27 protein-coding genes and 5 pseudogenes are annotated in these 22,104 nt (G+C 40.0%); 29 read left to right on the top strand and 3 right to left on the bottom strand.

Annotated elements, in window-relative coordinates; all coding sequences use genetic code 11:
- The 3 genes and pseudogenes from NL646_RS22640 to NL646_RS22625 all read left to right on the top strand — a co-directional run.
- Positions 1 to 111: pseudogene (locus tag NL646_RS22640) on the top strand (DUF3265 domain-containing protein); the annotation flags it as partial.
- A gap of 46 nt (positions 112 to 157) precedes the next feature.
- On the top strand, positions 158 to 910 hold the full coding sequence (locus tag NL646_RS22635) for an SDR family oxidoreductase (protein ID WP_206624817.1): 753 nt from the start codon (positions 158 to 160) through the stop codon (positions 908 to 910).
- A 162-nt stretch (positions 911 to 1,072) separates the two neighbouring features.
- A complete protein-coding gene (locus NL646_RS22625; RefSeq protein WP_253664714.1) occupies positions 1,073 to 1,810 on the top strand; it encodes a DUF2971 domain-containing protein in 738 nt (245 codons plus the stop codon).
- Between the two features lie 151 nt (positions 1,811 to 1,961).
- Here the strand turns inward: NL646_RS22625 and NL646_RS22615 are convergent, their stop codons facing one another.
- The 3 genes from NL646_RS22615 to NL646_RS22600 form a co-directional block, all read right to left on the bottom strand.
- Positions 1,962 to 2,240: a type II toxin-antitoxin system mRNA interferase toxin, RelE/StbE family gene (locus NL646_RS22615; RefSeq protein ID WP_005398411.1), complete on the bottom strand. Its 279-nt coding sequence runs from the start codon at positions 2,238 to 2,240 to the stop codon at positions 1,962 to 1,964.
- On the bottom strand, positions 2,237 to 2,521 hold the full coding sequence (locus NL646_RS22610; RefSeq protein ID WP_005398409.1) for a type II toxin-antitoxin system RelB/DinJ family antitoxin: 285 nt from the start codon (positions 2,519 to 2,521) through the stop codon (positions 2,237 to 2,239). Before NL646_RS22610 ends, NL646_RS22615 begins: the two co-directional genes overlap by 4 nt.
- A 246-nt stretch (positions 2,522 to 2,767) precedes the next feature.
- Positions 2,768 to 3,091, bottom strand: coding sequence for a hypothetical protein (locus tag NL646_RS22600; RefSeq protein ID WP_253664713.1), 324 nt, complete (start codon positions 3,089 to 3,091; stop codon positions 2,768 to 2,770).
- Between the two features lie 1,283 nt (positions 3,092 to 4,374).
- Between NL646_RS22600 and NL646_RS22585 the strand changes: the two genes are divergently transcribed.
- The 26 genes and pseudogenes from NL646_RS22585 to NL646_RS22405 all read left to right on the top strand — a co-directional run bounded on the left by NL646_RS22585 (position 4,375) and on the right by NL646_RS22405 (position 21,364).
- Positions 4,375 to 4,680, top strand: a complete 306-nt coding sequence (locus NL646_RS22585; protein ID WP_021453216.1) for a hypothetical protein — start codon at positions 4,375 to 4,377, stop codon at positions 4,678 to 4,680.
- A 254-nt stretch (positions 4,681 to 4,934) separates the two neighbouring features.
- The gene (locus NL646_RS22580; protein WP_080284086.1) at positions 4,935 to 5,138 is read left to right on the top strand and encodes a hypothetical protein; all 204 of its coding nucleotides are present in this window, start codon (positions 4,935 to 4,937) and stop codon (positions 5,136 to 5,138) included.
- A gap of 171 nt (positions 5,139 to 5,309) precedes the next feature.
- On the top strand, positions 5,310 to 5,717 hold the full coding sequence (locus tag NL646_RS22575) for a hypothetical protein (RefSeq protein WP_021485184.1): 408 nt from the start codon (positions 5,310 to 5,312) through the stop codon (positions 5,715 to 5,717).
- A pseudogene (locus NL646_RS23485) lies at positions 5,713 to 5,778 on the top strand (DUF3265 domain-containing protein); the annotation flags it as partial. The gene NL646_RS22575 and the pseudogene NL646_RS23485, both read left to right, overlap by 5 nt.
- Before the next feature lie 754 nt (positions 5,779 to 6,532).
- Positions 6,533 to 8,179: a zeta toxin family protein gene (locus NL646_RS22560; protein WP_253664712.1), complete on the top strand. Its 1,647-nt coding sequence runs from the start codon at positions 6,533 to 6,535 to the stop codon at positions 8,177 to 8,179.
- Between the two features lie 162 nt (positions 8,180 to 8,341).
- Positions 8,342 to 8,875 (top strand): hypothetical protein, encoded by a 534-nt coding sequence (locus NL646_RS22550; RefSeq protein WP_248327109.1) that lies wholly within the window; start codon positions 8,342 to 8,344, stop codon positions 8,873 to 8,875.
- A 145-nt stretch (positions 8,876 to 9,020) separates the two neighbouring features.
- Positions 9,021 to 9,506, top strand: a complete 486-nt coding sequence (locus tag NL646_RS22540) for a hypothetical protein (protein ID WP_253664711.1) — start codon at positions 9,021 to 9,023, stop codon at positions 9,504 to 9,506.
- Between the two features lie 190 nt (positions 9,507 to 9,696).
- The gene (locus tag NL646_RS22530) at positions 9,697 to 10,251 is read left to right on the top strand and encodes a hypothetical protein (RefSeq protein ID WP_025787481.1); all 555 of its coding nucleotides are present in this window, start codon (positions 9,697 to 9,699) and stop codon (positions 10,249 to 10,251) included.
- Between the two features lie 171 nt (positions 10,252 to 10,422).
- Entirely contained in the window at positions 10,423 to 10,803 is a 381-nt protein-coding gene (locus tag NL646_RS22520; RefSeq protein WP_367618116.1) for a DUF6678 family protein, read from the top strand.
- A gap of 12 nt (positions 10,804 to 10,815) precedes the next feature.
- Positions 10,816 to 10,918: pseudogene (locus NL646_RS22515) on the top strand (DUF3265 domain-containing protein).
- A 28-nt stretch (positions 10,919 to 10,946) separates the two neighbouring features.
- Positions 10,947 to 11,579: a hypothetical protein gene (locus NL646_RS22510; RefSeq protein ID WP_253664709.1), complete on the top strand. Its 633-nt coding sequence runs from the start codon at positions 10,947 to 10,949 to the stop codon at positions 11,577 to 11,579.
- 132 nt (positions 11,580 to 11,711) lie between these two features.
- Positions 11,712 to 12,221, top strand: a complete 510-nt coding sequence (locus tag NL646_RS22500) for an AAA family ATPase (protein ID WP_253664708.1) — start codon at positions 11,712 to 11,714, stop codon at positions 12,219 to 12,221.
- Complete coding sequence (locus NL646_RS22495; RefSeq protein ID WP_071936831.1) at positions 12,215 to 12,328, top strand: DUF3265 domain-containing protein; 114 nt, start codon at positions 12,215 to 12,217, stop codon at positions 12,326 to 12,328. Before NL646_RS22500 ends, NL646_RS22495 begins: the two co-directional genes overlap by 7 nt.
- A 573-nt stretch (positions 12,329 to 12,901) precedes the next feature.
- Positions 12,902 to 13,582 (top strand): hypothetical protein, encoded by a 681-nt coding sequence (locus NL646_RS22485; RefSeq protein ID WP_047707066.1) that lies wholly within the window; start codon positions 12,902 to 12,904, stop codon positions 13,580 to 13,582.
- Between the two features lie 702 nt (positions 13,583 to 14,284).
- Entirely contained in the window at positions 14,285 to 14,656 is a 372-nt protein-coding gene (locus NL646_RS22475) for a hypothetical protein (protein ID WP_025506710.1), read from the top strand.
- A 228-nt stretch (positions 14,657 to 14,884) separates the two neighbouring features.
- Positions 14,885 to 15,310 (top strand): hypothetical protein, encoded by a 426-nt coding sequence (locus tag NL646_RS22470; protein WP_045596070.1) that lies wholly within the window; start codon positions 14,885 to 14,887, stop codon positions 15,308 to 15,310.
- Positions 15,307 to 15,429: a DUF3265 domain-containing protein gene (locus NL646_RS22465; protein ID WP_130193380.1), complete on the top strand. Its 123-nt coding sequence runs from the start codon at positions 15,307 to 15,309 to the stop codon at positions 15,427 to 15,429. Before NL646_RS22470 ends, NL646_RS22465 begins: the two co-directional genes overlap by 4 nt.
- A 75-nt stretch (positions 15,430 to 15,504) precedes the next feature.
- Complete coding sequence (locus tag NL646_RS22460) at positions 15,505 to 17,247, top strand: hypothetical protein (protein WP_253664706.1); 1,743 nt, start codon at positions 15,505 to 15,507, stop codon at positions 17,245 to 17,247.
- Between the two features lie 466 nt (positions 17,248 to 17,713).
- Complete coding sequence (locus NL646_RS22450; protein WP_253664716.1) at positions 17,714 to 17,887, top strand: DUF3265 domain-containing protein; 174 nt, start codon at positions 17,714 to 17,716, stop codon at positions 17,885 to 17,887.
- Positions 17,853 to 18,203 (top strand): hypothetical protein, encoded by a 351-nt coding sequence (locus tag NL646_RS22445; protein ID WP_253664705.1) that lies wholly within the window; start codon positions 17,853 to 17,855, stop codon positions 18,201 to 18,203. Before NL646_RS22450 ends, NL646_RS22445 begins: the two co-directional genes overlap by 35 nt.
- A 161-nt stretch (positions 18,204 to 18,364) precedes the next feature.
- Complete coding sequence (locus NL646_RS22440; protein ID WP_025611619.1) at positions 18,365 to 18,673, top strand: hypothetical protein; 309 nt, start codon at positions 18,365 to 18,367, stop codon at positions 18,671 to 18,673.
- A pseudogene (locus NL646_RS22435) lies at positions 18,663 to 18,780 on the top strand (DUF3265 domain-containing protein). Before NL646_RS22440 ends, NL646_RS22435 begins: the two are co-directional and overlap by 11 nt.
- A 439-nt stretch (positions 18,781 to 19,219) precedes the next feature.
- Positions 19,220 to 19,327: pseudogene (locus NL646_RS23480) on the top strand (DUF3265 domain-containing protein); the annotation flags it as partial.
- Between the two features lie 31 nt (positions 19,328 to 19,358).
- Positions 19,359 to 19,700: a hypothetical protein gene (locus NL646_RS22425; protein WP_253664704.1), complete on the top strand. Its 342-nt coding sequence runs from the start codon at positions 19,359 to 19,361 to the stop codon at positions 19,698 to 19,700.
- A 728-nt stretch (positions 19,701 to 20,428) separates the two neighbouring features.
- Complete coding sequence (locus NL646_RS22415) at positions 20,429 to 20,905, top strand: GNAT family N-acetyltransferase (protein ID WP_029801237.1); 477 nt, start codon at positions 20,429 to 20,431, stop codon at positions 20,903 to 20,905.
- 204 nt (positions 20,906 to 21,109) lie between these two features.
- Positions 21,110 to 21,364, top strand: a complete 255-nt coding sequence (locus NL646_RS22405) for a hypothetical protein (RefSeq protein ID WP_253664702.1) — start codon at positions 21,110 to 21,112, stop codon at positions 21,362 to 21,364.
- The last annotated feature ends 740 nt before the right edge of the window (positions 21,365 to 22,104 follow it).

The raw sequence follows: 22,104 nt of genomic DNA, 5'->3' as shown, positions 1-22,104 counted from the left end.
CTAACAAACTGTTCAAGAGGGATTCGCAACGCGTGGCATTTTTATCATGTGTTGGTTTTAGTGTTTAAGGTGGTATGCGGCGACTTCGGTATTGCGTTGCTCACCCCTTAACAGGGCGTTATGCATTACATCAAATTCAGCATTTAAAGGATGAATAATGAGCGTTCGAAAAGTAGTTGTTATTACAGGCGGAAGTCGAGGGATTGGTGCTGCGACAGCAAAGCTTTTTGCTCAAAAAGGGTTCTCCGTGTGCATTAATTACAAATCTAATACTGAGGCTGCCCAGGCACTCGTTAAAGAAATCAAAGCGCTAGGTGGTCATTGTATTTCTGTTCAAGCTGACGTTTCCAAAGAAAGTGATGTTCTTCAACTGTTTGAAACCGCTGACCGAGAGCTTGGTGCTGTTTCTGTTCTCGTCAACAATGCAGGGATCTTAAAGAAGCAAATGCGCTTGGAAGAAATGAGTGCAGATAGGATTAATTCAATTCTCGTAAACAATGTGACTGGCTACTTCTTGTGTTGTCGTGAAGCAGTGAAACGAATGTCAACTCGTCATGGTGGTCTCGGTGGTGTCATAGTTAATGTCTCCTCGGGAGCGGCTCGAACAGGTTCGCCGAATGAATACATTGATTATGCAGCGTCAAAAGGTGCAATTGACACGTTAACCAAAGGTCTGTCTTTGGAAGTGGCCGCGGAAGGTATCAGGGTTAACTGTGTTCGTCCGGGATTGATTGATACCGATATGCACGCTGACGGCGGAGAGCCGGATCGTATAGAACGGCTCAAAAGTAAAATTCCTATGCAACGGGGTGGCTTGCCTGAGGAAGTAGCGGAGGCCATTTATTGGTTAGCGTCTGAAAAATCATCATTTTCCACTGGTAACTTTCTGGATTTAGCCGGCGGTTTGTAATGCATAACAAAGCGTTCAAGTGGGACTCGGCACGCGTGGCATTTTTACTATGCGTTGGTTTTAGTGGTTAAGGTGTGATGCTGTCACTTTTGCATTGCGTGCCAGCGCCCCTTAACGCGGCGTTAGGGCTCTTTCAAGCGTGTTTAGTATGAAGTGGAGTGTATGATTTTATATAAATATTTGCCCGTGAATAAAAATACAATTGAGTCATTTGTAAATGAGTATGTTTGGTACAGTAATCCTGTCTCGTTTAACGACCCATTTGATTGTGCTCTTATTACTTCCAACATCTTGAAAGAAGTTATCAGGAACAAAAAAATCGTCCATTGTTTATCAGAAGAACATCAAAACTTATTAATGTGGTCACACTATGCAGATAGCCATAAAGGTATCTGCATTGAGTACACCGGTTACACGGACAAAGAAATTGATGACCTGCTTCTTGAGCGTCCTGCTGGAATCACAAGAGATATGCTATGTATAGTTAATAATGCTAAAAAAGTTTCGTATAGGAGCCAAGAAAACATTAACGCATATTTGTCTTCATTACCGTCTACAGAGCATGAAATGTTTACGGCTTTATCTAGTCCAAATAAAGATGTTGGAAATAAGATTATTGATAGGGTAGTAGAAGGTTTACTTATCAAACATGAATCTTGGAACTACGAAAATGAGTATCGAATAATCGCCGAAAAAAATGAAAACTCAAATAATAAAGTTCACCTTCCAGGGAAAATAACAAAAATCTATTTTGGAGCTAAAACTAGTGCTCTTGATAAACGAACTATCGCCATTTTGTTTGAAGGAAAATGTGATCTTATAAGTATGGAGTTTGCTGATAACAAGTACGGGCTAGTAGAACGTTTGTTTGATCCAAACATAGATTTGAAAAAGTGGTAAGCCGTAAAGCGCCCTAACAAACGCTTTAAGACGGATTCGCAACGCGTGGCATTTTTACCATGCGTTGATTTTAGTGATTAAGGTGGTATGCGTAAGCATCGTATTGCGTTGCTCACCACTTAAGCGGGCGTTAGTTCCCCAGAGGAAGCAATCAATCCGTAGGGAATTTTTGTTTTTGGTGGAGTACACGCATAACTCGGATGATATCGCCCTCGACCCAGTAAGAGACAATCATCGAAATCTCAGGAATAATGAGCAATCGTCCGCGGATGCCATCTCGTTGTACACCCATTAAAGGTTGTTCAAGCAAGTTTTCTACTTTTGCTTCAATGAGGTTGTCAGTTTTCTCTGCCGCATCAGGGTTGAAGTCATAGAGAAACTCGAAGATTTTTTCACGATCATTAAGTGACTCTTCTTCCCATAAAATCATTGCTTACCTCGATTGCGGATTCTGGCTTTGCGCTCTTCCATTCGAGATTTAGCAGTTTGGTGCTCAACGAAAACGGACTTTCCTGAGTCAAACTTCTCAAATGCTAGGTTTACTTGTTCAGTTAGCCATGCATCGTGAGATAATGTTTTTCTTTGTTGTTCAGCAAGTTGCTCAGTAAGTTCACGGCATGCGTCACTCAGAGTGCGACCTTGGCTCTCAGCCATTTGTTGAGCTAGGCGTTTTGTTTCTTCATCAACACGAAATTGAATTCTAGTGTCCATGATGTATTCCTTTGTTTGTGTGTGTACAAATGTTAGCACTAGGTTTTGAGATGGGCAACTAACAAACAATTTAAGAGTGATTCGGCACGCGTGACATTTTTACTATGCGTTGGTTTAAGTGATTAAGGTGGTATGCGGGAGCATCGTATTGCGTGCCTCACACCTTAATTGGGCGTTAGTCGCCAGAAAAAGCTAGCAGTCAAAATCATGTTTCTAAGCTCAAAATTTGGCTGCTGATTGTTCGGCTCACAGGTTCATCGTCGTTGGCCCAAACTCATTTTCAGCTGTTTTAAGTCCAAAGCTTTGCAAGTGTCCTAGCGATTGTTTTGTTCTTTGGTGCTGACAGAGCAGGGCAATCGAGAGTTTGTTTTTGGTTGCAACTCCGCTCGGTGAGTTTGTTGGTACAAAAGCCGATTTACTCGCTGAAATGACGTTTTCTCTGGTGTTGTAAGTTCCACGTGGTTTCAGTGACTTTGTTGAAAGTCCGCACTGTGAGATTGGTTTCCCAAAAGCCTTTTTTGGTGTTGTCAGTCCGTTTTCTGCGGCGTTGTTTGTTCCAAGTGGTTTCATTGACTTACCGCTTTGAGACTACGCCTGACTTAAATGCATCAAAGCACATAAAGTTTGTTGTTCGCAAAGTTTAGTTCGGCTTAAAATTGTCGCTCGGTGCCTCGCGACTAACAAACTGCTCAAGAGGGATTCGCAACGCGTGGCATTTTTACTATGCGTTGAATTTAGTGATTAAGGTGGTATGCGGCGACATCGGTATTGCGTTGCTCACCCCTTAGCAGGGCGTTAGTTGCCAACGAGAAAAACGCAGCTAAAACAAAATATTTAGGGCTAAGGTCCGTATGTTTTTGGCTCGGTTTTCGTATTTCAACTTCTAGTTATTTGGGTTTGTAAAATCGTGCGTTGGTTTCTTGTGTGGTTTGGGTTTTCTGTTTCAGAAGCCGATTTACTTGTTGAAAGCTAGCTCTGTAGCATTGTTTTTCCAAAAGAGCTCTTAGGTTTGATAGTCCGTTTTCTACGGCGTTGTGTGTTCCAAGTGGTTTCAGTGACAGTCGTTTTGAAACTGCGCCTGATTTAAGTTTCTTAAAACACGTAAAGCTAGTGTTGGCAAAGCGGCAATCCACTTCAAATGAAAGCGTTAGGTCTGGCAACTAACAAAGCATTCAAGAGGGATTCACAACGCTTGGCAGTTTTGGTTTGAATCAGCTTTAGTGATTACGGCACAATAGCTTAGGTTGGGTGGTGGCGTTGTTCACCCCTTAATGCGGCGTTAGCACTGGGTTGGCATCAAAGGTTAAAAAGTTTCTGTGTTTATTGGTTTCTTTTCCTCGCTTTACATCTGATCAAATGTGCCTTTCAGGTTCGCTCCGGTGGCACTAGATGTGAAGTTTTCGCTTTGAGTTTATCGTTTACGGTTTCTAACTTTCGGGCTATTTCTCTGGCGTGTTTTCTTTGGCGCTGAGAAATTTTCGGCAGAACAAGCGTTTCTTTATCGCAGTTGTTCAAGTTTGAAGCCCGTATTCTTTGCTAATTTGAAAGCGGTGAAAAAGGGCAGTTACGCATATTTTTCTTCTAGCCAACTTACGTCTTGAGGTTAGTTTTCAGTTTGGCAGTTTTCCGTTTAGCTTCAGTGTCTTAAGCCAACAGTTTCGTGCTATATTTCAATGTCTTGGCATGTGCCAAAGGCTTTTCGGGCAGCGTACTAACAAACAATTCAAGAGGGATTCGTAACGCGTGGCATTTTTACTATGCGTTAATTTTAGTGATTAAGGTGGTTTACGGCGGCATTGGTGTTGCGTTACTCACCCCTTAATTGGGCGTTATAAGCCTCAGAGGAGATCTGTATGAATTTTCAAGAATCAGAGCAATACGAAGAATTGGCCTCGGAGTGGCAATATCAAATGATAATATTGCTCAAAGATACTTTAGCTAAACACGGAGTGCCTGAGGAAAAAGCCAAAGATATAATTGGTGAATTTACGTTCGATTTCGCAATGTTGCATGATCAATCTGAGATTAGGCATGAAGGGAAGTCTTATCAGCCTAAAATTTGCTTCGATGATTTCTCAGGCAATCTTTGTATGAGCTCTGAAGAAACAAATCTTCATGAGTATGCGTTTGGTAATACAGGCGAAGCCTTTGGCGAATAGGCTTATAACAAAGCATTTAAGAGTGACTCCCAACGCTTGGCGATCTCAGTTTAAACTTGGTTTTAGTGTTTAAGGTGCAATAGTTTGGGCTAGGTGTTTAGCGTTGTTCGCACCTTAATGCGGCGTTAGTTGCCAACGAGGAAAACGCAGCTTAAACAGAATGTTTAGAGTTAAGGTCAGTGTGTTTTTGGTGGGGTTTTGTACTTCAATTTTAAATCGTTCGGGTTTGTGAAAATCGTTCTCAGGTTTCTTTTGTGGTTGAATTATCTGTTTCAGAAACCGATTTATCTGTTGAAAGTCAGCTCGGTGACATTGTCTTTTTAAATAAGCTTTTTGGTGTTTTTAGGCTGTATTCTACGGCGCTGTTTGTTCCAAGTGGTTTCAATGACAGGCGCTTTGAGACTGCGCCTGATTTGAGTTTTTCAAAACACACAAAGGCAGTTTTGGCAAAGCGGTAATCAACTTCAAAGCAAAGCTTTAGGTTTGGCAACTAACAAAGCATTTAAGAGGGATTCACAACGCTTGGCAGTTTTGGTTTAAATTAGCTTTAGTGTTTACGGCACAATGGTTTAGTTCGGGTGGTTTGCGTTGTTCACCCCTTAATGCGGCGTTATAACTCAGGAGGAAGAGTGGAAAATTTCCCGATAGAAAAGCTCAAATTTACAAGTGCAAAGATTTCTGGCGTCGATGGTGACGTTTCACTTGAGATAGGAATAGAGCCGTTTGAACTTAGTCTAGACGACTATTCTGAGAAAATAGAAACTGTAATTAGCCTAAACGGGATAAATTTACCTACAGAGCTTAATGAACTTGCTGGTAGAACATTTACTTTCCCTGTAAACCCAGATGACGGGTATATTGATGGGTCAGTTTACTTCTTTGCTGCTCATAGTCCTGTTGATATAACTGAAATTAAATTTGGCGAATCGACAAATGGAAAGTTACCTATGACACTTGAATCATCATGGGTACTGGAATTTGAGCTAACAGGGTTTAAAAACTTACATACAACAATCCACACGTATCTGAAGTTATAACAAACTGTTTAAGAGTGATTCGCAACGCGTGGCATTTTTACTATGCGTTGATTTTAGTGGTTAAGGTGGTATGCGACAGCTCCGGTATTGCGTTGCTCACACCTTAACAGGGCGTTAGTTTGCAAGAGGAAAAACGCAGCTATATCGCAGGATCTAGTGGTAAAAGCTCAAAGTCGAAATTGTCGTATCGGCGTTCAATTTCAGTGTTAACGAGCGTAGTGAAAATCCAAAATTGGCATCTTTTTAACGGTTGGTTTGTTCTTTGGTGTGGCTACTTTTGGGTTAATTGAGCTGAACTCTTTTGTTGAAACTCTGCTCGTTAAGTTTGCTGGTACAAAAGCCGATTTACTCGCTGAAATAACGTTTTCTCTGAAGTGGTAAATTCATGTGGTTTCAGTGACTCTGTTGAAAGTCCGCATTGTGAGATTGGTTTTCCAAAAGCGCTTTTTGGTGTTGTGAGTTCGTTTTCTGCGGCGTTGTTTGTTCCATGTGGTTTCATTGATTAGCCGCTTTTAGACTACGCCTGACTTAAGTGCATCAAAATACATAAAGTTTATTGTTTGCAAAGTCTAAAATGACTTAAAATCAACGCTTTGGGTTTGCAAACTAACAAACTGCTCAAGAGGGATTCACAACGCGTGGCATTTTTACTATGCGTTGATTTTAGTGATTAAGGCGGTATGCAGCGGCTTCGGTATTGCGTTGTTCACCCCTTAGCAGAGCGTTATGTCACTTATTCAACTCAATAACTTGCTCACAGAATGAATATGAGTCTCGGTGTATATTTAAGTGAGTGTGCACATAGGAAGGCTTAGATGAGTGATTCAGGAATAAAAATTACACGAAACTTGAAGGTCGGAGCTTTAGATGCTGAAACAGATAGTTCTTTACTAGACAAGTGTTTTGTAGATAAGGGAGACCTTGACGAATTATTGGACGTCAGTAACCCCGCAGCAGTTATTCTTGGGAGAACTGGCTCAGGGAAAAGCGCTTTAATTCATAAAATTGAAACAAGTACAGACCACTGTGCGAGGCTAGACCCTAATGATATTTCAGTCCGATTTTTGGAGTACTCGGATATAATCAAGTTTTTCGATGCTTTAGATATAAAATTAGATTTATTTTACAAGCTGCTATGGCGTCATCTACTTGTTGTAGAAATACTAAAACTCAGATACGACATTAAAAATGAGCAGGATGGACAGCGTTTTACTGATGGCATTTTTTCTTGGCTTCGAAGAGATAAGGCAAAGAAAAAAGCTATAGAGTACTTCAACGAGTGGGGGGATAAGTTCTGGTTAGATACAGATGAACACCTTCGCGAAATCACGTCGAAGCTAGAAAATGATACTAAAGCTTCAATTGGAGCAAAATATTCGGGTGTGTCTTTAAGTCTCGATGGTGTCGAAAAACTATCAGAGCAAGAAAGAACGGAAATTAAGCAACGAGCAAGTCAGGTTGTTAATGGCTTACAAATAAAAAAATTAAATGAAGTTCTGGAATTGCTCGCACAGTATTCCTTTGATGATACACAAAAGAAATTTTATATCGTAATTGACCAGTTGGATGAAAATTGGGCCAATACTTCTACAAGGTGTCGATTTATTAGAGCTTTAATCGAAGAAGTAAAGTCATTCCGTAAGATCGAAACGGTTAAAATTATAGCTGCATTACGAAAAGAGCTATTAGATTTGGTTTATGATCAAACTAGAGACTCTGGGTTTCAAGAAGAAAAATACGAATCTTACATGCTTGAACTCAAGTGGAGTAACGAAGAATTAACTAAACTGGTTGAATTGAGGATAAACGAGGTCTTTAAAAGCCAATATACCAAAGACACAGTTAAGTTAGAGCATATATTCCCTAAACCAAAGAAAGGCGGCGGACAAACCGCTATGGACTTCATATTAGAACGTACGCTCCGAAGACCACGGGATGTTCTCCAGTTTGTAAATGAAACCTTTAATATTGCTTCAGAACGAGACCGTGTATCTTGGAGGGCGCTAATAGCTGCTGAAGCCAACTATTCAGAGAAACGTTTAAAGTCCTTAAAAGAAGAATGGGGTGAAATGTATCCATCTTTTGAAGAGACTGCTGAGCTACTCAGAGGGTTACCTGCAACATTTTCTCGTTCTTCTATAAACCAAGAACGTTTAAATGATGTTGTCATGTCGTTGAGTGATACAAAAAACACTGATCCTTGCGTGAAAATCGTACATTCTTACTTCGAAGGTAAGGCTGTAAAAGAATCTGATGTGCTATATGCGTTACTTCAGTGTTTATATCGTGTTGGCGCTGTTGGTGTTAAGGTCAGTTCTTTGGATACATTCCTATGGTCTTACATAGATCAGTCTAGTGTTAGTAAGGGTGAAGTTAAGAGGTCTAGTCATTTAAAGGTACACAAGATGTTATATAGAGCCCTAGATATTGAAACTGAAGACAAAGTAGTTTTTGTAAACTAAGTAACATAACAATCTGTTTAAGAGTGATTCGCAACGCTTGGCATTTTTGCTATGCGTTGCGTTTTGTGTTTAAGGTGGTATGCGGCAGCTTCAGTATTGCGTTGCTCACACCTTAACAGGGCGTTATGCAACTTAATTGAAATCGGAGTAGGTCATCAAACAATGAAGATTGAATCAAACAAAGTTTTGGAAATGGTATCTGCTTTCGTCTTACTCGGGGTTTCTATTTACTTTGGCTACAATAGTAAGCCTGCCGAAATGGGATTAACCATTGCAGCAGGGTTTCTCGGTTTAGTATTCGCGAATCTGGATAAATTCAAAAGTTTTAAAGCAGCTGGCGTTGAAGCACAACTTAGAGAAGAGCAGATCAAAGCGGTATTAGAAAAGGAAATAGAAGCTCCTATTGATTTTTATGACGAAACCGAATCTCAGGTACCTAATGTTAGTCTAGTCCCTGACAATGCTAAGTCTGTTTTAGAGTCTTTACAAAGCCATGAATATACGTGGCGCTATGTTTCAGGAATATCAAAAGATACTAGTTTGACTCGAGTTCAAGTTAAAGAGTCACTTCAGTGGCTTTCAGAACATGGTTATGCAAAAAAATCTCTTGGGAAAAACGGCGAAATTTGGGCGTCTACTCAAGAAGGTCGTTATCTTTATGCAGTAATCTGTTTTGACGGGGTTCCAGTTGCATAACAAACTGTTTAAGAGTGATTCGCAACGCATGGCATTTTCACTATGCGTTGTGTTTGGTGTTTAAGGTGGTATGCGGCGGCTTTGGTATTGCGTTGCTCACACCTTAACAGGGCGTTATGTGCCACCAGAGTTTTGAGGCAATAAATTGAAGTATAAAGACTTGTCGAAAATTGCACTAGATCCATATAGCACACATAAGAGTATCGATTTACTCAAGCTGCAAGGGGTTAGTGCCCCTGATTCTGTGATTGAACAGTTTTATATTGATCATAATGCCAACAGTCGCTTTTTAGCTCTCTACGGTGAGCTATCACTTCCTGATCTAAAGTGGGAGTTAGTTGATTTTGATACGACGAAGTTTTTGCAGATAGGTAGCAATGCTTCATTTCCTGATTTCCTTGAGGAGGTATCTGAAGATGCATCGCATTTCAACGACGTTGGAGAGGCAGTGATGATTGATTGCCGAGAGGAAGTACTCAATCATTGGAAAAAGCATGGCACTTGGTTAACTCCACCGATATTTCTAGATGCAAATGTTCTTGGTGGTAAATCTGGCATACCTCATTTAGTTGAGGGGCATTCAAGGGTTGGGTGCCTGCTTGGTATCCAAAAATATAAAATCATTCCTTAGGCTGACAGGCACAAAGTGTATTGGGGCTCTATTCGCAAAGGCACATAACAAATTGTTCAAGAGTGATTCGGCACGCGTGGCATTTTTACTATGCGTTGGTTTTAGTGGTTAAGGTGTTATGCGGGAGCTTCGGTATTGCGTGCCTCACACCTTAACAAGGCGTTAAGCAGTAAGAGGAGTAATAAGTTATATGCCTTTAAATCATTCTTCTCAATATTCAGAGTTAACAGATGAGCACTTTTCCTTGATTGGGCGAGTAGTTGTTGAATGGTCTAATGTTGAGTTTTTATTAGGGTGTATGTTGAGCAGGTTGCTTTTTACCCCTGAGTTCCCAGGGAGAGTTTTTTCTCGAGGGATGGGAGCTGCTAGGTTACAGAATGCTATAGAGGATGCTTTGGAGTTACAAGAACTAAGGTATCATAATATTGTAGTACCAGAGAGCACCGTAACTGAAATTCGTAAAATGAATAAAAAATTAAATAGTTTGAGAAAAACTAGAAATAAATTTGCTCATTTTTGTTGGGCTCGCTTCAATGACAACGAAATTTTCGGGACAGGATTTTCAAGTGCGACAAGCGGCTCGAAGCATCAAGAAAAAGATTATGTCAGCCTTACGATAAAAGAACTCAAAGATTTTTATGCTCAATTGTACGAGTTAGTTGAAAATATGAGCTCAATTGTTGAATCTCTTCCAGAAATGCCGGAAAAGGGGATTTCACAAAAACTCAGAGGATCAACTGCTTAACAAACTGTTTAAGAGTGATTCGCAACGCTTGGCATTGTTCTATGCGTTGCGTTTAGTGTTTAAGGTGGTATGCGGCGGCATCGGTATTGCGTTGCTCACACCTTAACAGAGCGTTATACGTTTGGAGATTTTGACATGCCAGCAAGAATGGATTAATACCTAGATAAGGTTATTAAAAATCGATTTTCAGTGTCACTAATGTCAAATGCTAAATGGCGGAAAGTGTTTACCGTATTGGATGTGTCAGAATTGATGTTGAACCAGTGTTACTGGAAGTTTGTTGATAACGATTATGAGTTTCTAGGCTGGTTTACCAAATCAGATGAGTTAATGGAAAAGTATGTGGGTGACTATGGCTCAGGCCCTTTCGCCTACAAGCGAATTGAGTGGTTAGAAATCCCCAAAGTAGGCAAACCTTGTGGGTATGAAAATGTGCCCTTTAAACATTGGCATCAAGATATAGATGAAGTATTGAGTATCTTAAACTCGGTTGGGCACTTCGATACTGAGCTCACAGATAGAGGGTTGCGTATCTACGGTTTCAGAGAGTAAACGTATAACAATCTGTTTAAGAGTGATTCGCAACGCGTGGCATTTTTAATATGCGTTGGTTTTAGTGTTTAAGGTGGTATGCGGCAACTTCGGTATTGCGTTGCTCACACCTTAACAGGGCGTTCTACCACAAGGAGGTCAACTTGACTGGTGCAGAGGTTTTTACCTTAATTAAAGATTTAGCTCTGACTGGAGCGGCTATCTCCGGTGCAGTTGTTGCGTTCAAAGGTTTGGGAACGTGGCGTCGCCAACTAAAAGGTCAATCTGAATATGAATTGTCGCGGAGAATACTAGTTAGCTTATTCAAGTATCGAGATGCGATAAACGGAGTACGACATCCTGCTATGTTTTCGTATGAATTACCGCACCCATCTGAAGATGATGCTAAGAGTATGAGTCCAGAAGACATTCATTATTATGGTATCTCGAAAGCCTATCAAAATCGGTGGGAGAAAGTTCAGGATCAACGTACAGCTTTGTATGCAGATCAACTTGAAGCGGAAGCTATATGGGGTGATGAACTAAACACACTGTTCAAAACTATTTATTCTCTAGAACATGAATTATTCACACGTGTTCGCCACTATCTCGTTCTGATGGACCCTAAAGCTGATGAGGGGCGAAAAGACGCCATCGTGAGAATAGATCAAAAGAAAAGGGACATCATGTATGACGAATTAGGTGAAGAGCCTGATGAGTTCAAGCACGAGTTGCTAGAAGCAATAAGACATGTTGAAAACTATTTAAAACCTAAGCTGCGTCATGAAGTGGTATAACAAACAATTTAAGAGTGATTCGGCACGCGTGGTATTTTTACTATGCGTCGGTATTAGTGTTTAAGGTGGTATGCAGAGGCTTAGGTATTGCGTGCCTCACACCTTAATTGGGCGTTAGCATGCGGGAGTAATATGAAGAAAATTCTCATCATCGGTAATTCTGGCTCAGGCAAGAGTTGGTTGTCGAAACAGTTATCCCGAAAACTTCAGTTGCAGGAAGTTAACTTGGACTCGATTGTATGGGAGTCAGGTGGCTATAATCAAAAACGCTTCACCGGAGCAATCGAAAATGAAATTGCTAGTATAAAGTCTCAATGCAACTGGGTAGTTGAGGGAGTATTTGGTGCTTTAGCCGAACAGCTTATTTTTTCTGCTGACATGCTGTTGTTTTTGGATTTGGAATGGTCTAAATGTGAAAGTTCTCTTTATGCTCGTGGTTCGGAGAGCTCGAAGCAACTTAATGAGGAACAGGCGGAGAAGAATTTTCGTGAATTATTAAAATGGGCTTCTGAATACTCGGTTCGCGAATCCAAAAGTTCACGGCAGTTCCATCAGCAATTGTTCAGAGATTTTCATGGTACTAAAGTACGTTTCACTACACGCTCTCAAGTGAATGAGTTTGTAGCGGAAACAACATGCTAACAAACTGTTTAAGAGTGATTCGCAACGCGTGGCATTTTTACCATGCGTTGATTTTAGTGATTAAGGTGGTGTGCGGTAGCTTCGGTATTGCGTTGCTCACACCTTAACAGGGCGTTAGTACGGGATTGGCATCAAAGCTCAAAAGTTTTGGTGTTTATTGTTTATTTTCCCAGCTTTACACCGGAATGGGCGTGCCTTTCACGTTCTTTCCGGTGGCACTATGTGCGGAGTGTTCGCGTCGATTTCACCGTTTACGGTTTCTAACTTTTAGGCTATTTCTTTGGTTCGGCTTCTTTTGTGTGGTTAGTTTTTAATCTCAAATTCAGTACGTTGGTTTTGTTATCAAAGTTCGATGACCGAATCCTTTGATAATTTGAAACTGGTCAAAATAGGGCAGCTTGGCGTGTGTTTCTTCTAGCCAACTTGCGTTCTGAGATGGAGTTCTAGTTTGGCAGTTGTCCGTTTGGCTCCAGCATTTTAAGCCAATAGTTTCGTGCTATATTTCAATATCTTGGTGCAAGCCAAAAGGTTTTAAAGTAGCGTACTAACAAACAATTTAAGAGTGATTCGGCACGCGTGGTATTTTTGGTATGCGTTGGTTTTAGTGGTTAAGGTGGTATGCGGAAGCATTGGTATTGCGTGCCTCACACCTTAATTGGGCGTTATAACGATGAGGAAGTATGAAGAAAAATAATTGGGACGTCTGTTTTAGTGCATATATGAAGGAATGCACAAGAATAACTATCATTAAGGATAGCTTTAAGTCTATTAGCAACAAGCACAAATTGGGGATTATTACTTCTGGTGTTCTATTTGCGATGTTTGTTGGTTTAACATTACATGCGGCTATCACTAATGAAAAAGCAAGTTATAACTTTTTCTTTCCGATATTCCTGATCTTTGAATTTATTACTATCTATTTGGTTGAAAAAGCCCAAACGATTTACAAGTCTGACAAATATTCCGATATAGAGCTATCACATCTTCCTCCTGAAAACTATAAAGATCAAAAGGTTAGATATCTAAAATTTCGACGTTCGCTAAAAGAGAATAAAATTGAATCTGATGATACGCCTGCTCTATTAGAAATCCTAAATGCAAGAATTGAGCTACAAAAACACAGCAGGATTACAGTCCAGAAGATGTTTGGTTTCACAATAACTTTTTCGATGGCTATTTTGGTAGCAACTATGAAAAATGTTGATATTACGACGATTGCTCAAATTGCGGCAGTTGGTCTATTGTCTGTGGTTTTTCTATATATGTTTATTACTGTTAAGCCAAATAAGGTAGAGCAACTTTATGAACTGAAATACTTCCTTGTTATGTACGAAAAAGAGTGCAGAGTGAAATCGTTATAACAAAGCGTTTAAGACGGATTCCCAACGCTCGGCATTTTCAGTTTGCTTCGGTTTAAGTGTTTACGGCACAATACTTTAAGTGCAGTGGTCTGCGTTGCTCACCACTTAACGCGGCGTTAGTACGGGTTTGACATCAAAGGTCATAAGTTTTGGTGTTTTATCTGTTTTGGCGCTCGTGTTTACACCTTTCAGTTAGCGCCTTTCACGTTCTCTCCGGTGGCACTATATGCGGAGTGTTTGCTTTGATTTCACCGTTTACGATCTCTAACACTTAGCCTATTTCTGTGGCGCTTCTTCTCTTTCGTGGTTTTTACTAAGCCAGAATTGTCTTTCTTTGGTGTTGCCGTCGAAGTGCGAGGAACTAATCCTTTTCTAATTTGAAGTCAGTAAAAGTAGGGGAGTTCAGTGCGTTTTTCTTCTAGCCAACTCTCGTCTCTTAACCGAGTTTAAGTTTTGTAGCTGCCCGTCTCACTTCAGTGTTCAAAGCCTTTCATATCATGCCACTTTTCAATATCTTGGAGCGCATAAATAGAAGTAGCGCATGTACTAACAAATTGCTTAAGAGTGATTCGTAACGCGTGGCATTTTTACTTTGCGGTGGCTTATGGTGATTAAGGCGCTGTGCGGTAGATTTTGTATTGCGTTACTCACACCTTAGCAAGGCGTTAGGTGTTACATAGCGTTAGTGCTAGAGGAAAAATTATGGAAATGATTAAAGCGTTAGAAATTATCTCAGCGTTATCAGACGGAGTTAACCCTGAAACTGGTGAAGATTTATCGGATGAAAGTTGTTTCAACCAACCACAAATAATTCGAGCTTTGTGTGTGGCAAAGCAGAATCTCGAAGCATCAATTGCTGCTGAGAAGCGCAAATCCGATTTACCCGAGAATGCTGGTAAACCATGGAAGTCAGACGAAGATGAAATGCTGTCTAAAGGGTTTGACTCGGGTTTAAGTATTGATGAACTATCTAAATCTCATAAAAGGACAAAAGGCTCTATTGCTTCTAGGCTAGTCCGTTTAGGTAAAGTTAATGAGCGCTCAGATGTTTATGTCAGAGAGTCAACGGCATAAAAACACCTAACAAACTGTTCAAGAGGGATTCGCAACGCGTGGCATTTTTACTATGCGTTGGCTTAAGTGTTTAAGGTGGCATGCGGTAGCTTCGGTATTGCGTTGCTCACACCTTAACAGGGCGTTATGTTCTCGCAGCCAAACATTGAAGTCGACCGAGTTTTACGCATTTTGGTGCTCTAAGTGTTGCGTGTTGTTTCATAATGCCTCCTTCCTTGCGGAGGACATATGGATCAAATCAAAATTACCAATGCGATTGTTACATTTATTATGGGTCTCGTTATTGCGGTAACGGTTTCTGGAGGAGCCTTTCTTACAACAGCCATTAAGTATCCTTTTGACTTTATATTTATTGGATTAGGTGGCTTTTTAGCGTTTGGAGTATCTCATTTCTCAGTCAAATATATGCAGAGAGGTTTTTGGAAAGAGTCTGTATTGATGTACTTACTCTACTATTATGGCTCGTTTGGCTTATTTTCGGATGGTCATGCTGCAGGTTGGACCCATAGCGAAGGGATCATAGAAAAGTTAGTGATGTCACAAATGTACATTTTGATATCAGTATTTTCGTTGTTTATTCCACTTTTGTTTATTGCTTTGACGATTACTCATACCTTTTTACTTTACTCTGAAGTGAAAAAAGCGCGAACATAACAAGGCGTTCAAGTGGGATTCATGCCGCGTGGCATTTTTGGTATGCGGTATGTTTTGGTGGTGAAAGTGGTCTGCGGAAAGCTGGTTTGAGCGGCATTCACCCCTTAACGCAGCGTTAGGTTTCTTTCTACTACTTTGGTTTATGACTTCAATCATGTTTTTATAACTATGAAATATGTATAGTTGATAGGTGTTTGATTGAGTATGCAATTAGTTGGTTTAAATTGGCTGTCTTTGAATTATCTAAAATTACCCCATTCTTCCAAGTAAAAGTTAGAGGGAAGAAAAAATACAATCGTAAAAAATTTGGCAAGCTATTGTATAAATATTGCAACCAAGATGGAAAGAAACGAATAATAAAAATCGTACAAAACTATGAGAGACCGAGAGCAAATATTTACGTCTTGGCGGTATATACATTACCAACTTGGTACAAAGAAGTAGGTAAGAATCTATCCGATATTTCTGAAAATACATTTAATAGAACTAATGAAATTATCATCATTAATGATGATAGTGAGTATATATTTAGCTATTCTAGTGATAAAAAACTTCAGGATCTAATCGATCATATAATGAAAATACACTTCTGCAAGTTAGATATTGATATCAAGAAAATATATAACCTAATTAATGGCGATGAGTTGAAAATTAGAACTATGGGCTTGGTTAATACTTTCGGAGCTGGTGGTACAGCTGTAGAATCCAAGTCATATTCTGGTAAAGATACGAGATATTCACTGACACCTTCATTTGATGCAGGTTATAGCTTTAACTTTTGTATCGCATCTTCAGAGAGCTCTGAACTTGGCTCTAGTGTTGGTTGTTCCGCCAAGAAAAGAAAGGTTTGGAGTGGTTGGTGCAAAGGGATATCGGAGTTCAACAAGAAGTGCGAGGTTTTAACTGAAATTCTAAATGATGACCTTGATTTTAGTTTACCCATACTTGTTTGTCCTGTAGAGCCTCCATCTGACCCACTAAATATTCTTTCACTTTATATTGACTATGTTGTTAGAGATAAAGGTAATTTATATTTCAACATAAATGGGGTAAACGTAATAGACTGGTTTATTGAAAGAGTTAATAGTAATAAGTTCAAGATAGGAAATAACCATAGTAATTTCATTTTGAATATCGATCTTAACGACAATGTCCCAGAATTTTCGCTTGACAATACATCTGATGAAGTAAAGGTTTTTTTCAGTGATAAACCAGACAACACCACTAGAAAGCGCAAGACAGACTTTATTGAATATTTGAGTGATACAGCCAACTACACTTTATTGTTTGATAATGCTTATGCATATAGAGACGGAAGCCATTGGTTTGATAATCGATTAAGGTGCCCATTTACTGAAGGTATAGATAGTGCAATATCGTGGAGCTCTGTCGATATAAAAAGTGAAGCACAGGATCCAAGGCCACCTTACACAAAGAATATTTCAGATGCTACTTTAGATTATATGTATAGCTTAATTACTCAAGAGGATGTGTTAGCTATCATCGAAGACAATGGAGCAAATGAGATTGCTGACCATATAGTGATTTGCACCAACAAAATAATTCTCAGTCATGAAAAATACTCTTCAAATCGACAGCAAGGTTTACGCGTGGATGACTTACAAGTTGTTGTGGCCCAAGCTATAAAAAATATGAAGTATTTCTTCCCGTTGTCCTATTCTGATAAAAAAGAACGACTGTTTACTAATGCTAAATATTTAGATCTTTCAATTAAGGATGCTGATCAACTTTACGAGAAAATATTATTTTCTCTGGAAAGCCCGAGTGCAATGAATGAAGTCTGGATTGTTCAGCCAGGTATCTCAAATTCAAGGTTAAGAGCAAACCCAAATAATAAAATCAATATACTATTGAGCTATGTTAATAGTATTTCTAAAACGAATAATTCGATGTTTAAGTTATTCTGCAACACATAAACCTAACAATCTGTTTAAGAGTGATTCGCAACGCTTGGCTTTTTTGCTATGCGTTGCGTTTTGTGTTTAAGGTAAGATGCGGGAGCTTCGATATTGCGTTGCTCACACCTTAACAGGGCGTTATGTTTAATCACGTAAAATCAGTTGCTTGCATCTTTTCTTGGCTTTTTAATTTCGGTTTTGTCGGCAAGTTGACTTCAGTGGCCGCTGTTTACTGGACTCCAATTCGTGAACGCTAAAAATTCTGAGAGTTGCCTCATTTAAATGTAGTGTTTGGGTGAGGTGAGTGCAGGTTGCTCAATTTCAAAAATAGAGCTTCAGCTTTTCGGTTTCTGACGTCAAAATTCAATGTCAGTACAATCAAATTTATGAGTTAATTCAGTTTTTTAGCCTATGGCTTTGGTGTGCAAAGGTAAGTCGAGTTAAGCTCTTAGTATCGTAAAACTTAACCCTTTGAGTCTTAAACATAACAAGGCGTTCAAGAGGGATTCATGCCGCGTGGCATTCTTGGTATGCGGTTAGTTTTGGTGGTGAAAGTGGTTTGCAGAAAGCTGGTTTAAGCGGCATTCACCCCTTAACGCAGCGTTATGCTCTAGGAGATGATTTTGCTCGATTTACTGAAGAAAGTGGTGCTAATTAACCTTTGTGCTGCGCTTGCTGTTACAGTTTTAGCCCAGTTTATTCCTTTCTTTGCTACGACTCATTTGGTCGACTTTCTATTTTTCGTCGTGATTATCATATGGGTCTTAGCGAAATTGATGTGGGAAGGCGGAGTTCATAGTAAAACCACTCGGCGAGACAACCCTAGGCTAAACAAAGTATATAAAATGGTCGAAGGGCATGATTTCGAGAAAGACCAGTTAGAGCAGAATCGAATGAACTACCAAACAGGCTTGGTCTTCTTCATCGCAGGGTTACCAGCATTCATTGCTTGTTTGGTACTTCAATTTCTTTAAGCACGAGCATAACAAACAATTCAAGCAGACCCTCAACGCTCGGCGATTTTGGTTTGTATTGAGTTTTGTGTTGCCGAGGTATGCGGAAGGTTAGTCAGAGCGTTTCGGGCTACTTAATTGGGCGTTAGCAGACAAAAGTAAATCAAGGAAGAGGGTGCATTATGTCTGATAAAGTAATTAAGTCTTCAACAGCTACAATTCAAGTCGGTGCGACTAAAGCCGATGGGAAATTAGAACTAACGGAGTCGGATTTAATTTTTATTCCGTACAACGAAAAGTTGGGTTTTGGTCCATATCAATTAAAGCGCCAAGACATTGCTGCCGTAGCTAAGTGCTTGGGCAAAGGTGGTGGTGTAATTCCAATCACTACGGATGCATTTCGTATAAAATTAGCCAACAATACGTGTTACGAGTTTATTGTAGCGAAGCCAGAGCAATGGATAGAAGCACTCGGTGAAATTGTCAGCTAACAAACTGTTCAAGAGGGATTCGCAACGCGTGGCATTTTCACTATGCGTTGGTTTTAGTGTTTAAGGTGGTATGCGGTAACTTCGGTATTGCGCTGCTCACCCCTTAACAGGGCGTTAGCACTGGGTTGGCATCAAAGGTTAAAAGTTTCTGTGTTTATTGGTTTCTTTTCCTAGCTTTACACCTGATCAAATGTACCTTTCAGGTTCGCTCCGGTGGCACTAGATGTGAAGTTTTCGCTTTGAGTTTATCGTTTACGGTTTCTAACTTTCAGGCTATTTCACTGGCGCGGTTTCTTTGATGCGGTTGATTTCTTGCCTTAAATTTGGCTATTTGTCGTGGTTGTTGAAGTCCGATGAACGAATCCTTTGCAAATTTTAATACTGTTAAAATCGGGCAGTTTTGCATGTTTTTCTTCTTGCCAACTTACGTCTTGAGGTTAGTTTTAAGTTTGGCAGCTGTCCATTTTGCTTTCGTTTTTTAAACCATATATTCGTGCTATATTTCAATATCTTGGCATGTGCCAAAGGCTTTAAGGGCAGCGTGCTAACAAACAGTTCAAGTGGGATTCAGCACGCGTGGCATTTTTGGTATGCGGTGGTTTTTGTGTTGAAGAGCAATACGGCGGCTTGGTCATTGCGTGCTTCACCCCTTAACTGGGCGTTATGTGACCAGAGAAGGAATAACATGGAATACATACCCAAACTATTAGCTAGTAAATTTAAATGGGCTGCTGCTACTTCCATACTGAAGCTTTGGTTTATATGTGTCTGCTTTGTTTTTTTGATGCCTTTATTGGTACCGATTCTCATGCGTATTAATGGTGATTTGGTATTATTAATGTTGAGTGCCTATTTAGTGTTTCTATTAGGCATATTTTCCGCTAAGTATTACTCTAGAACAGATGTGTTGTTAGGTACTCCGGTTCCTAAAAATAATAAGCTGAATTTTGTATTCCTAGCGGTATTCTATTTTAAGTTAAGTTGTGCTGTTCTCTTGGCTGTTTCCCCACTGCTTTTTGGTGATTAGGTTTTGGGGCAAGTCACATAACAAACTGTTCAAGAGGGATTCGCAACGCGTGGCATTCTCACTATGCGTTGGTTTAAGTGATTAAGGTGGTATGCGGCGGCTTCGGTATTGCGTTGCTCACCCCTTAACAGGGCGTTAGTTTGCAAGAGGAAAAACGCTGCTATATCGCAAGATCTAGTGTAAAGGCTGAAAGTTGAAATTGTCGTATTGGCGTTCAATTTCAGTGTTAATTAACGTGGAAAAAATCCCAAATTGGCATCGTTTTAACGGTTGATTTGTTCTTTGATGCGGTGACTTTGGGGGTCACTGAGCCGAACTTTTTTGCTGAAACGCTGCTCGTTGAGTTTGTTGGTACAAAAGCCGATTTACTCGCTGCGAGGACGTTTTCTCTGGTGTGGTAAGTTCACGTGGTTTCAGTGACTTTGTTGAAAGTCCGCATTGTGAGTTCGTTTTTTGCGGCGTTGTTTGTTCCAAGTGGTTTCATTGACTAGCCGCTTTGAGACTACGCCTGACTTAAGTGCATCAAAGCACATAAAGTTTGTTGTTTGCAAAATTTAAAATAACTTAAAATCACCCTTTGGGTCTGCAAACTAACAAACTGCTCAAGAGGGATTCACAACGCGTGGCATTTTTACTATGCATTGATTTTAGTGATTAAGGTGGTATGCGGCGGCTTCGGTATTGCGTTGTTCACCCCTTAGCAGGGCGTTATACGATTAAGGAGAGAAATGAAGCCTGATTTACACGGAAGTAGAATTGTTTTGAGGTCAATTCAAACGAATGATTCTGATGATTTGTTTGAAATTTATGGTGATATTCAAACAATGGAATTTGCCTCAGACCCAGTTTTTACATCGAAAGATATGATAGCTCAGATGCTAGAAAGCGTCGTCCGGCTGGAGAAATCAGGTGAATCGTTGGAATGGGCAATTATGGATCAAGCGACAAACAAAGTTATTGGAACCTGCGGCTTACATAGCTTTAGTGATAACGGTGATTCCTGTGAGGTCGGATGCTTACTAAATTCATCGTACTGGCGACAAGGGTATATGTCGGAAGCTCTTAGTTTATTATTTTCTCATGCTAAATCTTTGGGCATTGAAAGATTGTATGCAGATATTGATGAGGGTAACTTTCGGTCTCAAGCTTTGTTTAATAAGCTAGGTTTCAAAGCTAAAAACGGTCAGTTTCAGCGCTTACTGTGAGGCATCGTATAGCAAACTGTTCAAGAGGGATTCACAACGCGTGGCATTTTCACTATGCGTTGAATTTAGTGCTTAAGGTGGTATGCGGAGGCTTCAGTATTGCGTTGCTCACCCCTTAACAGGGCGTTATGTTGTCACTAGATTTTTACACCTATACTTTTGTTGCATATATGGACTGCAATCGGAAAAAGATAGGAGCAAAAAATGACTAAAACTATTGCTAGTTACGAGATGGGTACACAGTATCCAGTTTACCTCATTCGTATTGATGACGAAAATGGCAATATCATCAAGTGCTTCGTCGAGTGTAGCTTGAGTAATTGGAGCTATAGCTTAGACCGTATAACTGAGCAAGAATATGCGGACTTAATCAGTGACAAAGTACCTGAAGTTGATAAGCAGGATATCTACAAATCCTTCTTTGATTATGATGAAAATTCAAGTTTTGCAGTATGCTAGTTGTGCTCTTTCAAAAACAACATAACAAACTGTTTAAGTGTGATTCGCAACGCGTGGCATTTTCACCATGCGTTGGTTTAAGTGATTAAGGTGGTATGCGGAAGCTTCGGTATTGCGTTGCTCACACCTTAACAGGGCGTTAGTTGCCAACGAGAAAAACGCAGCTAAAACAAAATATTTAGGGCTAAGGTTCGTGTGTTTTTGGCTCGGTTTTCGTATTTCAATTTCTAGTTATTTGGGTTTGTAAAATCGTGCGTTGGTTTCTTTTGTGGTTGTGTTTTCTATTTCAGAAACCGATTTATATGTTGAAAGTTAGCTCTGTAACATTGTTTGTCCAAATGCGCTTTTTGGTGTTGTTAGCTCGTTTTCTACGGCGTTTCATGTTCCAAGTGGTTTCAGTGACAGTCGCTTGGAAACTGCGCCTGATTTGATTTTTCCAAAACACGTAAAGCTAGTGTTGGCAAAGCACTAATTAACATCAAATCAAAGCGTTAGGTTTGGCAACTAACAAAGCATTCAAGAGGGATTCACAACGCTTGGCAGTTTTGGTTTGAATCAACTTTAGTGTTTACGGCACAATAGCTTAGGTTGGGTGGTGGCGTTGTTCACCCCTTAATGCGGCGTTAGGCCCCCATGCAACAACGGAAGTATTTAAACAAAAACAAGGAGAAAAAATGTCAGAGATGTATCTCAGTATGCCTTTTGAAAAAGAGGATGAATATGGCAACATCAAAAAAGAT

The organism is Vibrio sp. Y20_XG_PY13 (assembly GCF_024181925.1).
GTDB lineage: Bacteria > Pseudomonadota > Gammaproteobacteria > Enterobacterales > Vibrionaceae > Vibrio > Vibrio parahaemolyticus.
The sequence above is the reverse complement of the archived record's forward strand: the minus strand, read 5'-3'. Positions and strand labels throughout refer to the sequence as shown.